Source organism: Shouchella phoenicis, from assembly GCF_047238345.1.
Lineage (GTDB): Bacteria > Bacillota > Bacilli > Bacillales > Bacillaceae_D > Shouchella.
In genome coordinates this window covers 14,831-29,412 of record NZ_JBDFMQ010000001.1, presented here as the reverse complement: position 1 = coordinate 29,412, position 14,582 = coordinate 14,831, and the positions used below count along the sequence as shown (strand labels likewise).

Below are 14,582 nucleotides of genomic sequence, written 5' to 3'. Positions count from 1 at the left end.
CTTTACTCTAATCTATCTAAAATATTACCACTTAATAATTCAATTTGCCTTTCACGAACATTCACATTCGTTAATTTTGTTAAAGATAAATAATCTTCAACGAGTCGTTCTGTTACACCAGCTGCTTCTACCAGTACACCGACACCAACCAACTTTGCTTCAAATTCCGCAAGTAAATCCACCATACCACGAATTGTTCCGCCTGCCTTCATAAAGTCATCGACGATAAAAACATTCGATCCAGGCGCCAAGCTCCGTCTAGCTAGCGTCATCGTTTGAATACGATCTGAAGAACCAGATGCATAGTTAATACTCACCATAGATCCCTCTGTAATTCTATGGTCACGTCGCACAATACTTACAGGCACACCTAAATGTTGTCCTACTGCATATGCAAGGGGAATTCCTTTAGTTGCAACGGTCATAACAGCATCGATCTCTTTATCCACGAGCGCGGCTGCAAACAAGCGCCCTACTTCATGCAACAATTTTGGGTTTCCTAATACATCCATCATATAGAGATACCCACCCGGTAAAATACGTTCCGGTCTATTAAGATCTAGGACAAGTTGATGAACGAGCGTTTCCGCTTCTTCCTTCTTCATCCTAGGCATAAATTTAACGCCACCGCTTGCTCCTGGAATGGTCAATAATGCGCCGTATCCTTCATCCTCAAACATTTCTTTAATAATAACCAAATCTTCACTAATAGAAGATTTAGCAGCTTGGTAACGCTCTGAAAAATGCGTTAACGAGATGACTTCATGCGGATGTTGGAGCAAAAAATACGTCATATCAACGAGACGTGAACTTCTTTTTAACTTTTTCATAATCCCTCCGAGCCATAACCGAATTATTTACTTATAAGATATCACTTTCGTACGGTTTTGGACAAGTGTTGCTTGTACGAATTAAGCGCACAGCGTGAACCTCTTCACAAAATCCTCTTAATCCGTTATAAATTCGATTAACGCGTGACTCCGTTTCCACTAAACCAAATACGGTTGGACCACTTCCACTCATCAATACAGCGTCTGCGCCAAAACGTTTCATTTGTTCTTTTAAGTGCTTAACTTCTGGATACAGCTGAAGCGTTACACCTTCAAGCGTATTGTGCAGGTTTTGAAAAATCCCTTTCGTATCTTGATTGACTAAGGATTGAATCATGGCTTCCGTATTTGCATGTGTTGCTTGGTTCAATTTTAAATTCCCATATATTTCTTTCGTTGAAACCCCAATTGGCGGCTTTGCAAGGATTACCCATAACGGAGGCGGTGAAGGAATCGCTTCGATCCTTTCCCCTCGTCCTGTTGCAAGCGCGGTTCCGCCATAGACACAAAAAGAAACGTCTGATCCAATCTCTGCACCGAGTTCAGCTAGTTGATCCAGCGTTAAGCCAAGCTTCCAAAGCTGATTTAACCCTTTCAACGTCGCTGCTGCATCACTGCTACCACCTGCAAGACCTGCTGCTACAGGAATACGTTTTGTAATATAAATATGAACTCCAGATGTTACTTTAAATCTTTTCTTCAACAACGCGGCCGCTTGATAGGCAAAATTCCGTTCATCATTAGGCACAAACCCTTCAGATACATCAACTGTTATCTTCCCAGAAGAACAATCTGTAAGGTCAATACGATCAGCTAGATCAACCATGGTCATAATCATTTCCACTTCATGATATCCATCGTTACGTTTTCTTAATACATCTAATGATAAATTGATTTTCGCCGGGGCCTTAATCGAAACCTTCACTTTCTCACCTTCTATACATGCATAATGCTGAAGTTATTTTATCACTTGTGAAACGAACATACCACCTTTTCTCTTAGCGGGCCCACATAAAAAAACACCCTTATATAAAAAAGGGCGCTTTACTCATCTATTTCCGTATGTACATTTGTCTTAGCTTCTTCCAGCATATCGTTAATTTCTGTTATATATTCTTGTAAACTCATCTTTAATCATCTCCATTTTAATAGGTTAGTAGTATTACTATTCCCAATTAGAGATTTCTTAAACAAAAAAAGTACAGTTGAATGATAGCCGAATCAAAGTGAAGTCCACATCTCTGTTTAAAATCACGATACACTGCTTTTGAATAAAAAACCATGAATGCCTGTGCATTCATGGTTTTTTCTTACTTGTATTCTTGTTTGTTTAGCCAGTTATTTTCTTTCGTGAAGGTTTTGTTCCGCAAGCTCAATTGCTCGCTTCACCATGTTGCCAGCATCTTTGGCTTTAATACCGCCCCAACCTTCTTTTTGTACAGTATCATAAAAACCAAGCTCTTTTGCAATTTCTTCTTTTAAGCGATCTGACATCATTCCTCGTCTTCTGCTCACGTGAAAACCGCCCCTTTGCTTGTTAATGTACTGCACTCTTAGTGTGCGCAACTCCATAAAAAAAAGACTTTCTTTTTTTTGGAAAGAAAGTCACGACTTTTAAATGAGTGTTGCAGGCTTGCCTCCGTCACTCGGTAAAAGTAATTGTACAGTTTCTGTTAATACATCTGCATAGCTATATGAAACACGTTCAACAGAATTTTGATCTTCATCTAGCTTAACAATAAATACAGCTGGATACGTTTCTTCAATCATCCCTGATTGTTCAGAAGACTTCTTACGTCCTCCATTTGCTTTTATTGTTATTTTCTTTCCAATGTTGCTATCTAGTGCTCGCTTAATGTCAATTAACGTCTTTGCCATTTTCCACAACCACCTCACTATGTTCTTAGTATAACAAGAAATGTGTAGAAAGTCAAAATTTATAATTTTAACAACGTTCCACACCTATGTCAATGACTAAATTTGTAATTTATTGTAGATAGTATATGTTTCTTTCCCATTTTTATTAGAACATTGATAAAAAATAACAAAACACCTTGCATATTGACCTGCAAAGTGTCCTGAAATTGAATTATTTTTATTGATGTTAGGCATTGGTATCGTCGGTATAAGCTTCTTTATAGGGTAGCCCGAGTCTCATACACCCTTTTGTTTCAATCCCGCCTAAGCCCTTTTGACCTGTAATGGTGTTTCGAATCACGTCCCATAAATTAACAGTGTCTGCAAAGGACGATCGGCTTAATTTAGCCGCAATATAAACTGGGTCAAGAGCATGAATATTTACCCGATCCGGCGAAGATGCAAAATTTGCTCCTGCACGAATGAGTGTTTCAAAATGCGATTGGCAAGCACCTGCAAAAATAAGTAAGCGGTCTAAATCTTTTGTATGGTTACGAGCTATTCTGACACACTCTGCAAAGTACTTTGTATGCCGGTATGCTTTCAAATCGTTACGGTTTCCTTTTGCCTTTGAATAGGCATCATGGCCTGTAACGACAAGAATGTCTGGCTGAACCATCTCCATTAAAGATGCTAGTTGAGCAGGCATTTCTTTTTCTTCGAGGTGAACGCCATAGACAGGGACACCTAGTTTATTATAAATATCCGTACATCGATCTAGATAATTCGCATCGCCGTCAATGTGCAGAACCCTACCTCTTAACTCAAAAAAATGTGACGTATCTTCATATCCAGAATGTGTTTGATAATCTTGTCTTCGCTTCATTAGTTTTGCATCCTGACGAAATAAGCGATAGGATGCATCTTCTTGTTCTTTTACTTTATTCTTATCCTCTTCACGTTCCTGCAGAGACATTACTTTCACATCATCTATAGGTGCATCTGCAAGTAGACGCATCTCTTCTCCTACAAGCGTGACTACGCCTTTCTCAACCGCTAAGACACGAAATAACAGATCACATTTATAAGAGAGCCGGCCAACTACATCACCCATTTTCACTGTCATCACGTTGCCCCCTCTCATGTAGCCTATGTGAACATAGAAGGGGAAGTGACACGATTTAATGGTTAATTGCGTAAATCATACAATTCATCGCTAAGCGCAGCAAATTCTTCAATGGATAACGTTTCACCTCTTCGCATTGGATCAATGTCTGCACGATGCAGCGCTTCTTCTGCAAGTGATTTCTTTTCTTTTCCAACTAAATTATGAACAAGGTTATTCATAATTGTTTTTCTTCTATTTGCAAAGCAAGCATGAAATACTTGAAAAAACCACGCTTCTTCTTTGACAGAAACAAGCGGCCGCTCACGGATAGTAAGTTTTAAAACAGCCGAATCAACACGAGGCTGCGGCACAAATACACTTGCAGGTACGTGCAGTTTCTTCTTAGCTTCTGAAAAGTATTGTGCAGCGATTGATAACGATCCATATTCTTTCGTCGATGGCACTGCAGCAATGCGCTCCGCCACTTCTGCTTGAATCATGACCGTTATACTTTTTAACGGCAACCGCTCTTCTAACAATTTCATTAAGATAGGAGTTGTTACATAGTAAGGCAAGTTTGCGACTACATGAATATGCTCCACGTCATTAAAGGATGAAGCAAGGATGCTTTGTACGTCAGCTTTTAATACATCTTCATGAATGATTTCAATATTTGAATAAGGGGACAACGTATCCTCCAGAACAGGTATTAATCGATCGTCAATTTCAAACGCAACGACTTTTTTAGCTTTTTTAGCTAACTGTTCTGTCAATGCACCGATACCAGGTCCAATTTCAATGACCCCATCTTTTTCCGTAAACCCACTTGCATCTACAATTCCGTTCAATATGTTTAAATCAATTAAAAAATTTTGTCCTAAGCTTTTTTTTAGATGAAAATTATGTTTCGCTAAAATTTCTTTCGTTCGCGCTGGTGTGGCAATGTCTTTTTTCACGTACGTTTTTCCTCCGTTTGTTCGATATCTTTCAATGCTTGTTGAAATTCTTCTGCGGTAATTTCAAAAGCATCCAATCGTTTCTTTAATTGCTTTCCATTTGCATATCCTATAGCAAGTCGTTCGCCTAATGCCTCTCGCTTTTGTTTAGCGCCGTCTCCTGACATTAAGCCAGCCATAATAAGGTCACTCCGTGAAACATCCGATTCATATGTCGATTTCCCTGCTGAACGTACTTCTTTTAACGCTTGTTGGATCGCTTCATCGCTAGCATGCTCGACGCCGAGACTTCGGTTCTTCCGCATGGCTTTCGATTTTGGGATAAACGCATGTTTGCAACCAGGAATCCGTTCACTCACGATCCTTCTAATTCTCGTTCCTGGGTAATCTGGGTCTGTCAGAATAATGACGCCTCTTCTCTCATAAGCAAGTTCAATTCGTTTGAGAACATCCTCCCCAACCGCTGAGCCGTTTGTTTCAATTGTATCGGCATCAACAGCACGCTTAATTGCTACCGTATCTGAGCGGCCTTCTACAACGATTATTTCTTTAATTTTCATGATCCGCCTCTTTCATCTCACTCCTATACTCCTTTTATTTTAGCTGTTTTATACGCAAAAAAAAAGAAGCTAACTTGTCGTCGCTTCTTTTATCACTTAATCAAGAATGGTTACGTTAACGGTTTTACGTCCATAACTCATTGCTTGCTCACGAGTCGGTACGTGTAAATCAATCTTATTTCCATTAATTGCTCCACCGGTATCTCCAGCAATGGCTTCTCCGTATCCCTCAACATGAACCTTTGAACCAAGAGGAATAACGCTTGGGTCTACAGCCACTACTTTCATATTTCGGTCATTTAACAAGTTAATCCCCGTTGCCGTGACGCCACTACAACCATCACATTCAGCCGAATAGGCCGTCGCCGTCATTTGAATGGTTTTTGATTCAGATTTCGCCTCATTTTTAGAGGTACTGGATTGGCTTGGTTGATTCGATGATGAAGTTGTTGTTTCTGGCTTTGCATCCCTTTGACTTACAGTAGCATTTGCCGTTTTTGTTTCAGATACAAACTGCTTTGCTTCTTCTTCTTTCGTTCCAACCGCTACAATACGCTCTTTCGGTTCTTCAACCATTTTTGTTTCAACAAGTTCGCGCTCCACTTCTTCTCCGTCTTCATACGTAATAAGATAATGGAGTTCTTGCTTTCCTCGCTCTCCTTGTTCAACAACACGCTCGACCCCTGTATTCAGCGAGTCATCATCTTCACGAACGGTTTCATATGCAGTTGATTCCTCAATGACATCGGTGACTTTTTCAATTCTTGTAAGCTTGATAGACAATCCATTTTCTAAATGTTCGTCTAGACTTGGTTTTACTCGATCATCTTCTCCAAGTTCTACATTTGCTTCTTTCAAAAAGTCAGCGACAGTCGCTGATGCGCTCCAATATGTATCTTCATTCCCATCATAAGCAAAATTAAGTTCAACAGAAGGTTTATACGTAATCGTTAATCCATCTTCAATTACAGCGTCACCACTTGGCAATAAATGATCCTCTGTTCGATATTCAAAACCTTGTTCTTTTAAGAAATCATAAATTGTATCAACTGTTGTTAAGACTTCCTTTTCCTCACCATTCATATCTAATGTCACAACATTTGCTTGCTTAAACAACACACTCATGTCGTCAGATAATTCAGTCTCAAGATGAGGTACTACGAGGTCGTGCTCCGTAACATCTATGTCTAAACTTAGAAGTAGTTCTTCAATTGATTCTGCGTGGGTTGTCACAACCGACTCTTCTCCATTTACATGAACAGTGACAGACTTTTTGTTCCATTCGTAAAGGCCAGTAAAAAATAAAATAAGAGCGATAAATACGCCGACTACGATAAACGTCTTTGTCTGCAATGGAAGTCGATTTTTTGTTAAATCATCGTGTTTTGACAATTGGTCCATTTCAGCCCCTCCTCAAGGACTGAATTATAGAGACCAGCTTGTCTAGTGTCAATAGACGTTACACAATCGTAACATTGTAGTAATGTTTGACACTTCTTTGCATTGTTGTTGCATTATTCGTTTCCAATTATTCACTAAAAGTGAACAATCTCTTTGCATTTTCAGTTGTTTTTTGACATAATTCTTCAAATGTCATTTCACGTAAATCTGCAATATCTTCAGCTACCCTTCTCACATAAGCAGGTTCATTTCTCTTTCCACGGTATGGATGAGGAGCTAAGAACGGAGCGTCTGTTTCTATAATTAAGCGATCTAGTGGGATCTGTTTGGCAACTTCTTTTGGTCGTTTAGCATTTTTAAACGTAACCGGACCTCCGAGCCCAATATAAAAGTTGTTTCTAATGCAACGTTCTGCAATTTCAACACTACCACCAAAGCAATGCATCACGCCGCCAACTTCATGAGCGTTTTCCTCTTCTAATAATTCAACAACATCCTGATCAGCGTCACGATTATGAATGACAATTGGTAAATTCACTCGTTTTGCTAATGCGATTTGTTTACGAAACACTTCTTTCTGAACATCTTTAGGGGACTTATCCCAGTGATAATCCAAGCCCATTTCCCCGATTGCAACAACCTTAGGATGTTTGGCCAGTTCTTCAATCCACTGAAGATGTTCATCGGTCATATCGATTGCGTCAACTGGATGCCAGCCGATCGCTGCATAAATCTGTTCGTCTTCCTCAATTAAGTTCATCGCTCGTTTAATCGTTTTTTCATCAAAACCTACGACGACCATTTCTTTTACACCAGCTGTTCTTGCACGATCAATGGTTTCTTGCAAATCATCATCAAACTGATCTGCATTTAAATGTACATGCGTATCAATTAACATTCTATTCACCTCTCTGTTCGCATTTTATGACTAATGAATTGTAGAAAGCAAGTAATTTAATTATCGTCAATAAATCCCTTCAACATAAGTTGTTTAACGTTTTAAGATAGGGGAATAATACCGTTTAGTTACGAAAGGAGTTGAACATCATCATGACGTTTTCAACATCGCAAAAAGAAAACATTCTTGTCTGTGTGAACTATGGTCATAACGGAAAAAAGCTTATTTCTCGAGGTGCTTCATTAGCAAAACAACTTGGTGCTTCTTTAACAATCCTCGTTTTTGATTCTCTTCCTGAAGAAGAATTTAAAAATGATAAAGATGTGGATATGACATTATTTAAAGAGCTGGCTGATGAGTACGAGGCGAATCTCGTATTAGAAAAATCTCATTATCATGACATTACAAAAGTAATTACCAATAAAGCAAAGGAAGTTGACGCTTCCCAAATTATTATTGGCCAATTTATTGAAAGCATTTGGGCAAAATTAATTGGTGGGTCCATTGTCAACGAACTGCTTGAAAAAGCTCCTTTTGCGGACTTGCACGTTGTACCTCGAGAACGTTCTGAAGAAACGGAGGACTGGAATTTCGAACGAGGCGTCCACGCGTATTTAGTCGACGACGGCAACGGTGCCTACGATCTTCATTTTGATGACCTCGAAGGGCAAACGTTTGAAGGGATCTTCTTTAAACACTTACAAACCGACTTTAACAGCGGCATCTTTGCCCTAACGAAAGATGGACAACTATTAGAAGTGCGTGTCGACGACGGTAAAGTCTCTGACTTAACGGATATTGATGAACAATAACAGTATTCTATGTAAACAAGCGACCTGAACAGTGCAAACAGGTCGCTCGTTTATTTTTACTTACACTCTTTCTTACGTTTCGCTTGCACATAAGAGACATTGCCTTCATACCTCGTTATTGTTCCATTCTCTAGCCAATAAGAGACGGGGAAATATTGATTTAAAAGTTGTCGATCATGCGAAACCGCCACAACCGTTCCACTAAATTCTACTAAAGCGTCTTCTAATACTTCTCTTGAATCAATATCGAGATGGTTCGTTGGTTCATCTAATAGTAACACGTTATGTTGCTCTTCCATTAGTTGAGCAAGACGCAACCGCATTCGCTCTCCTCCGCTTAAATCTCTAGTCTTTTTGAAGACATCCATGCCAAAGAATAAAAATTTTGCTAATCTCCCTCGTGCAGCACCTGCTTCTACATGTGCATATTCTCGATAAGCATCCAGCACCGTTTTCTCTCCTAAAAGCTCTTCCACATGTTGTGATAAATACCCAATCGACAGACTTGACCCTATTTTCACCCTTCCATTATTCGGAGAATATTTCCCGCGCAATAGTTGAAGTAAAGTTGACTTCCCTGCACCATTTGGTCCGATAATGGCAACTCTTTCTCGATGGTAAGTGACAAAATTAGCTTTATGCAGAATCGTTTTTTGATTAAATGCAAACGACACATCTTCAAGCTTGAATACGTCTTGACCACTTCTTTGATCTTGCTTAAATTGAAACGAGACACGTTTTGACTGCACCGGCTTTTGTAAAACTTCAATTCGATTCAATGCTTTTTCCATGCTTTTTGCTTGCTTGTGCAAGCTTGCATTTGGTGGGTTTGCTTGATTTGCCCATTCTTTTAAACGCTTAATGGTTTCCTTCATTTTCTTTATTTTCTTTTGCTGATCCTCGTAGTGTTGAAATTCTTTTAACACCCTTTCTTCCTTTTGTTGCACAAAGCGACTATAATTTCCTTGATATTCATATAACATCCCTTGGTCCATTTCCCAGACCGTGGTCACAACACGGTCTAAAAAGTAACGATCATGAGAAACGACTAACACACTGCCTTCATATTGATTCAGCCATTGAATTAACCAGTCGACGGAAACAAGATCTAAATGATTGGTCGGTTCATCCAAAACGATTAAGTCAGGTTGCTTAAGTAGTAAACATGCTAGCTCAACCTTTGAACGCTCCCCACCACTTAATGAGTCCCAACTATGATTGAGATAAGTGTCTAAAAGGAGACCTGCTGTTACCTTTCGAATGAGGGCATGATATTCGTAGCCTCCATTATTTGTATACTGTTCTTGGACTTCTGCATATTGATTTAGGGTTTCTGTAAGCTTTCGTTCGCTTAGTGATGTTGACAATACATGTTCCATTCTCTTAAGTTCTGCTTCCATATCGATTAGCTGAGTAAAAGGTGTCAGTAGTACATCTTTAATGAGCATATCTTGGTAATAAGGATTTTGATCAATCATTGCTGTTTTCAAGCCTTTCTTCCATCCAACTACTCCTACAGAAGGGCTTTCCGTTCCTGCAACAATTTTTGCGATCGTCGTTTTCCCTGCACCGTTTTGCCCAACAATGCCTATACGGTCTCCGGCTTTTATTTCAACTGAGACCTTTTTAAAAATTTGATTGCCCGCGTAGTTTTGTTCTATTTCTTTTCCATAAAAATAAATCATTTTATCGTTTCTCCTTTAATGAAAGAAAGAAACCAACACAAAAAAGCAGCAAAAACTCGCTGCTGCATGTGTAATCCGTATGCAAGTAGACAGACGTGTTTCTTTCTAATGGTTTTTTCGTATACAGTTATTTAAAAAGGACAGACGTATCCAATTTTCTAACTGATGCCGAAAAAATCGCCTGACAAATCCACAAGTATGCTAATCGTTTTGCCTGGCTACCATTAAAAAGATCCAATCTACTCACCTCCTACTAACGAATAAATTAAATATATCTGAATATTCAACTGTTGTAAAGAGCTTTTATAAGATTGAAAAGGAGCGCAGCGGGGGTTTCCCTGCTTCGCTCCTTCAATTTTTATTTCACTTGCGCACCGTTCGGAAGATTTCCGTCTACAGTCGCGAGCTGAAGTTTTTTCCCTTTTGAACCAGCTAAAATCATTCCTTGCGATAGTTCACCACGTAACTTCACAGGCTTTAAGTTCGTAACACAAATTACTTTTTTACCTTTTAAATCTTCTGGTGTGTAGAATTTAGCAATCCCAGATACAACTTGACGCTTTTCATTCCCTAAATCAAGCTGAATCTTTAAAAGACGATCCGCTCCTTCAACCGGTTCAGCACCAATGACCTCCGCTACTTTTAACTCTACTTTTGAAAAATCATCAATTGTGATTTGATTTTCATCTTCAATTTCTTCCGGTTCTGGATTTGCTTTACCACCCATCAACTCCACGATGTATTCTACTTCTTTTTCAACATCCAATCGTGGAAATACAGGTGTTCCTTTGCTTACCTTTGTACCCGCTTTTATCATGCCAAACGTACGTACAGATTCCCATGTTGCTTGGTCTTCTGAAATGCCAAGCTGTTCCCACATTTTTTGTGGTGTTCTTGTTAAGAACGGACGTAAGAATACAGAAATGATTCGAAGTGACTCTGCCAAGTGATACATAACCGAACCTAGCTGATCCTTTTGCTCCTCATCTTTTGCTAACATCCACGGCTGTGTTTCATCAATATATTTATTTGTACGACTAACAAGCTGCCAAATTGCCGTTAACGCTATAGAAAATTCCATCTCTTCCATCGCATTTTCTACTTTTGTTGCGGTAGCATCAATTAACTCTAGCAGTTCTTCATCAAATGGTGTCGCGCTTTTGATATAGGTAGGCATGCTTCCATCAAAATACTTATTAATCATCGCCACAGTACGGTTTAATAAGTTTCCAAGGTCATTTGCTAGATCATAGTTTACTCGTTCTACAAAAGCTTCTGGTGTGAAAACACCATCGGAACCAAACGGAACTTCTCTTAAGAGATAATAGCGAATTGCATCCAGACCAAAATGATCAATTAGTGGAACTGGATCAATAACGTTTCCTTTTGATTTCGACATTTTTCCGTCACGTGTTAAGAACCAACCATGTCCGAACACTTTTTTAGGAAGTGGTAAATCAAGCGCCATTAACATGACAGGCCAATAAATCGTATGGAAACGTAAGATATCTTTTCCTACAAGATGAACATCTGCTGGCCAATGTTTTTGATAAAGTTCATCTTCAGACGTGCCATAACCAAGTGCTGTAATATAATTCGTCAGCGCATCAATCCATACATAAACAACGTGTTTTGGATTACTTGGTACCTTCACACCCCAAGTAAACGAGGTTCTTGATACGGCAAGATCTTGCAGACCCGGTTTTATAAAATTGTTTACCATTTCATTCTTTCTTGAAGCTGGCTGAATAAATTCAGGATTTTCTTCGTAGTACTTGAGCAATCGATCTGCATATTTACTCATTCTAAAGAAATAAGATTCCTCACGAACTTTTTCTACAGGATGACCGGAATCCGGACTTTTTCCTCCAATAATCGTGCCTTCTTGATCTTTAATTGGATCGATGAGCTCTCTTTCTCCATAAAAAGTCTCATCTGATACACAGTACCAACCTTCATATTCGCCTAAATAAATATCATCTTGAGCAAGAAGCTGATCAAAGATTTTTTCGACTACCTTTTTGTGGCGGTCTTCTGTTGTACGAATAAAATCATCATACGTTATGTCGAGTTTTTCCCAAAGTTCTTTAATTGGCTTTACCATTTCATCGGTATATTCTTGAGGTGAAATGTTTCTCTCAGCTGCTTTTTGTTCAATCTTTTGACCATGTTCGTCTGTACCTGTTAAATAACGCACGTCATAGCCACGAAGGCGCTTATAGCGAGCCATTGCATCTCCAGCTACAGTCGTATACGTATGTCCGATATGAAGCTTTCCACTTGGATAATAGATTGGCGTTGTAATGTAAAATGATGGTTTTGTCAAAATCCTCACCCTTTCGAATAAAATACAAAAAACCCTTCGTCCGCAATCGGGACGAAAGGTTATCTTACGTGGTACCACCCAAAATTCCCTTATCACGTGTGACAAGGCTTTAGACCAATAACGCTGGCAAACGTCACTCCCTTACCTTAGCTGGCTCGAAAATGAATTCTCCTGGACCATCTTCTAAAGGCATCCTTGACCGGCTTCCACCTAACCCGGCTCTCTAGTACAAGCATCTTCCTTTATACTCATCCATTCACAGAAACGTATATGGTTCATTCTTATCAAAAATATAGCGAATCATACATCGGATTGTCAAGTGCGATCGTAGAGTGTTGCAAAAGGTGTTTTTTGTTTTTTCAACGACCCGTCCTCACATAGTCGCTCTAATTCTTGCTTCCACTCTGACACATCCCAAGACTTGCCTGCTTTTTTATTCATTTGATCAAGCTTTTGCATCACATGCATTTCGGCTAAAGGGAGAAAATCATCAAGTGCTGCAATCAACTCTTCATTACTTACTTCATTCATTTGTTCAAGCTCATCGAATGGATTCATCGTGTGTGGGCTTGTTGAATGAGCAAGACGAATCCGAACCGCTACCGTACGACCAATAATAGCTGATGACAAAAACACATCACCTGACTGTAAATATGGGAGCCGCTTTCCTTCTTCAGCTGTTAAATCGGTTTCTTCTTTAATTGTTTGAATATCTGTACCACGAACCGTACGGAATACAAACTTGGAGTTCAATTGTGCCGTGATGGTTTCATCAAGTAACGTTGGCCGCTGTGTCGCAAAAATAAGAAACGTTCCATACTTTCTTCCTTCTTGTGCAATTTCTTTTAAAACCGATTTTGCCGGTGCTTCAAACCCTTTCGGTGCGAAATTATGTGCTTCATCTGTTACAACGACAAACGGTGGAAAGAATTCACTTTGTTGCTGTTGCAGTTTAGCATCTTTATAAGAACGCCTTTTAAAATAGAGTGTTCCAATGACATAACTTGCAAACACTTGGAGCAACCAAACAGCGCCTTGGATGACCACTAGCTTTCCATTATGAATACCGTGTTCAATGGCCCGAATGTTTTGTTGAAACAAACCTGCTTGATAAAGACGGTTGGCACGCCACTGAATACCTTTTACAGAAGAAGGAGGCAGGCTACCAAATTGATCGAGTAAACGTTTAAACTCACTGTATCGTTTAATCTCGTCTTTCGTCATCCCACCATCATGAAGCATACCGTCGATTTTCTGTTTCCCCATATCCAGTGCCTCAATTAAGTTAGCCACGCGATCACTAAATGATTGGTAGCTGTCTTTGCGCTTATGGACCGATTGAATGACGTTTACCATTGACTCCGTTAACTGCCCAGCAGCTCCAAGTAAACGTTCAACGTCTCTTGTTGTTAACGCCGAAAAATCAACGCCAACATCACGACCAATTTGCACAACTTCATAACGAGATGAATATGGAACATCCCCGCGATCGGCTTCCGTTTTACCTGTAAAATTCATTTCAAAATGTGGATCAAATACGAGCGATGGAATCTTTAACTTCATTAATTCCTCGAGCATCACGCGAAGACCAAACGATTTCCCTGAGCCTGAGCCACCAAACACGCCAATATGAGGATATTGTTGCATTGCCCGAATATCAAAAATAAACGGCACACCATTCTGCTCTCTGACCTGACCCTGTTCTTGCATATGCAAAATTTGATCTAAATGATCTGGTAAAGATTCAGCAATAAAATCTGTCGACTTAATTTCACCTAGAACCATGCCTTTTTCTTTTGATGCCGACACAAGTAAATGCTCAATCTCATAAAATTCAGGGTGGCGAACAGTCACACCCGTTTGAATCGGTTTTTGAGCTTCTTCAAATAACCTTACTTTTGCTAAATGAATGTCGTCTTGACCAATATCATAGCCAATCGCTTCTAACGTTTCTAACACATTGCGGTCGACTAACCCCTTATCCATTCCCATTGGAATATAGCGATTGTATGATAAGGTTTCGACAACTTCTCCTTTTGGCTCTTGCAAATCTTGATCTTGAATCACTAACATTTCATTCATTCGAAACTTATGTGCTTTCGACGCAACATGAATTTCATGTTGTGTTGTAACGCCGACCACTTGCATC

General features: G+C 39.5%; 13 protein-coding genes and 1 other annotated feature. Of the genes, 1 reads left to right on the top strand and 12 read right to left on the bottom strand.

What is annotated here, in order from left to right:
* Window positions 1-2: 2 nt before the first annotated feature.
* The 9 genes from purR to ABC361_RS00105 all read right to left on the bottom strand — a co-directional run bounded on the left by purR (window position 3) and on the right by ABC361_RS00105 (window position 7,610).
* On the bottom strand, window positions 3-830 hold the full coding sequence (gene purR / locus ABC361_RS00145; RefSeq protein WP_413072157.1) for a pur operon repressor: 828 nt from the start codon (window positions 828-830) through the stop codon (window positions 3-5).
* A gap of 31 nt (window positions 831-861) precedes the next feature.
* Window positions 862-1,755 (bottom strand): 4-(cytidine 5'-diphospho)-2-C-methyl-D-erythritol kinase, encoded by an 894-nt coding sequence (gene ispE, locus ABC361_RS00140; protein ID WP_413072156.1) that lies wholly within the window; start codon window positions 1,753-1,755, stop codon window positions 862-864.
* A gap of 413 nt (window positions 1,756-2,168) precedes the next feature.
* On the bottom strand, window positions 2,169-2,345 hold the full coding sequence (locus tag ABC361_RS00135; RefSeq protein ID WP_099305613.1) for a small, acid-soluble spore protein, alpha/beta type: 177 nt from the start codon (window positions 2,343-2,345) through the stop codon (window positions 2,169-2,171).
* A 99-nt stretch (window positions 2,346-2,444) separates the two neighbouring features.
* A complete protein-coding gene (gene veg / locus ABC361_RS00130; RefSeq protein WP_099305615.1) occupies window positions 2,445-2,708 on the bottom strand; it encodes a biofilm formation stimulator Veg in 264 nt (87 codons plus the stop codon).
* A 226-nt stretch (window positions 2,709-2,934) separates the two neighbouring features.
* Complete coding sequence (gene yabG / locus ABC361_RS00125; protein WP_413072155.1) at window positions 2,935-3,813, bottom strand: sporulation peptidase YabG; 879 nt, start codon at window positions 3,811-3,813, stop codon at window positions 2,935-2,937.
* A gap of 62 nt (window positions 3,814-3,875) precedes the next feature.
* Window positions 3,876-4,751: a 16S rRNA (adenine(1518)-N(6)/adenine(1519)-N(6))-dimethyltransferase RsmA gene (gene rsmA / locus ABC361_RS00120; RefSeq protein ID WP_413072154.1), complete on the bottom strand. Its 876-nt coding sequence runs from the start codon at window positions 4,749-4,751 to the stop codon at window positions 3,876-3,878.
* Window positions 4,748-5,311: a ribonuclease M5 gene (rnmV, locus tag ABC361_RS00115; protein ID WP_413072153.1), complete on the bottom strand. Its 564-nt coding sequence runs from the start codon at window positions 5,309-5,311 to the stop codon at window positions 4,748-4,750. Before rnmV ends, rsmA begins: the two co-directional genes overlap by 4 nt.
* 96 nt (window positions 5,312-5,407) lie before the next feature.
* Window positions 5,408-6,712 carry a resuscitation-promoting factor gene (locus tag ABC361_RS00110; protein WP_413072152.1) on the bottom strand — a complete coding sequence of 435 codons (1,305 nt, stop codon included), beginning with the start codon at window positions 6,710-6,712 and terminating at the stop codon, window positions 5,408-5,410.
* 127 nt (window positions 6,713-6,839) lie between these two features.
* Window positions 6,840-7,610 carry a TatD family hydrolase gene (locus tag ABC361_RS00105; protein WP_413072151.1) on the bottom strand — a complete coding sequence of 257 codons (771 nt, stop codon included), beginning with the start codon at window positions 7,608-7,610 and terminating at the stop codon, window positions 6,840-6,842.
* 152 nt (window positions 7,611-7,762) lie between these two features.
* On the opposite strand from ABC361_RS00105, the gene ABC361_RS00100 reads away from it, so the two are divergent.
* Complete coding sequence (locus ABC361_RS00100; protein ID WP_413072150.1) at window positions 7,763-8,422, top strand: universal stress protein; 660 nt, start codon at window positions 7,763-7,765, stop codon at window positions 8,420-8,422.
* A 56-nt stretch (window positions 8,423-8,478) separates the two neighbouring features.
* Here ABC361_RS00100 and abc-f read toward each other — a convergent pair whose 3' ends face one another.
* The 3 genes from abc-f to ABC361_RS00085 all read right to left on the bottom strand — a co-directional run bounded on the left by abc-f (window position 8,479) and on the right by ABC361_RS00085 (window position 14,581).
* Window positions 8,479-10,107: a ribosomal protection-like ABC-F family protein gene (abc-f, locus tag ABC361_RS00095; RefSeq protein ID WP_413072149.1), complete on the bottom strand. Its 1,629-nt coding sequence runs from the start codon at window positions 10,105-10,107 to the stop codon at window positions 8,479-8,481.
* Window positions 10,108-10,465: 358 nt separating this feature from the next.
* Window positions 10,466-12,433: a methionine--tRNA ligase gene (gene metG, locus ABC361_RS00090; RefSeq protein WP_413072148.1), complete on the bottom strand. Its 1,968-nt coding sequence runs from the start codon at window positions 12,431-12,433 to the stop codon at window positions 10,466-10,468.
* Window positions 12,434-12,477: 44 nt separating this feature from the next.
* Window positions 12,478-12,702, bottom strand: a binding site (T-box leader).
* A gap of 46 nt (window positions 12,703-12,748) precedes the next feature.
* Window positions 12,749-14,581 carry an ATP-binding protein gene (locus ABC361_RS00085; RefSeq protein ID WP_413075686.1) on the bottom strand — a complete coding sequence of 611 codons (1,833 nt, stop codon included), beginning with the start codon at window positions 14,579-14,581 and terminating at the stop codon, window positions 12,749-12,751.
* Window position 14,582 lies beyond the last annotated feature (1 nt).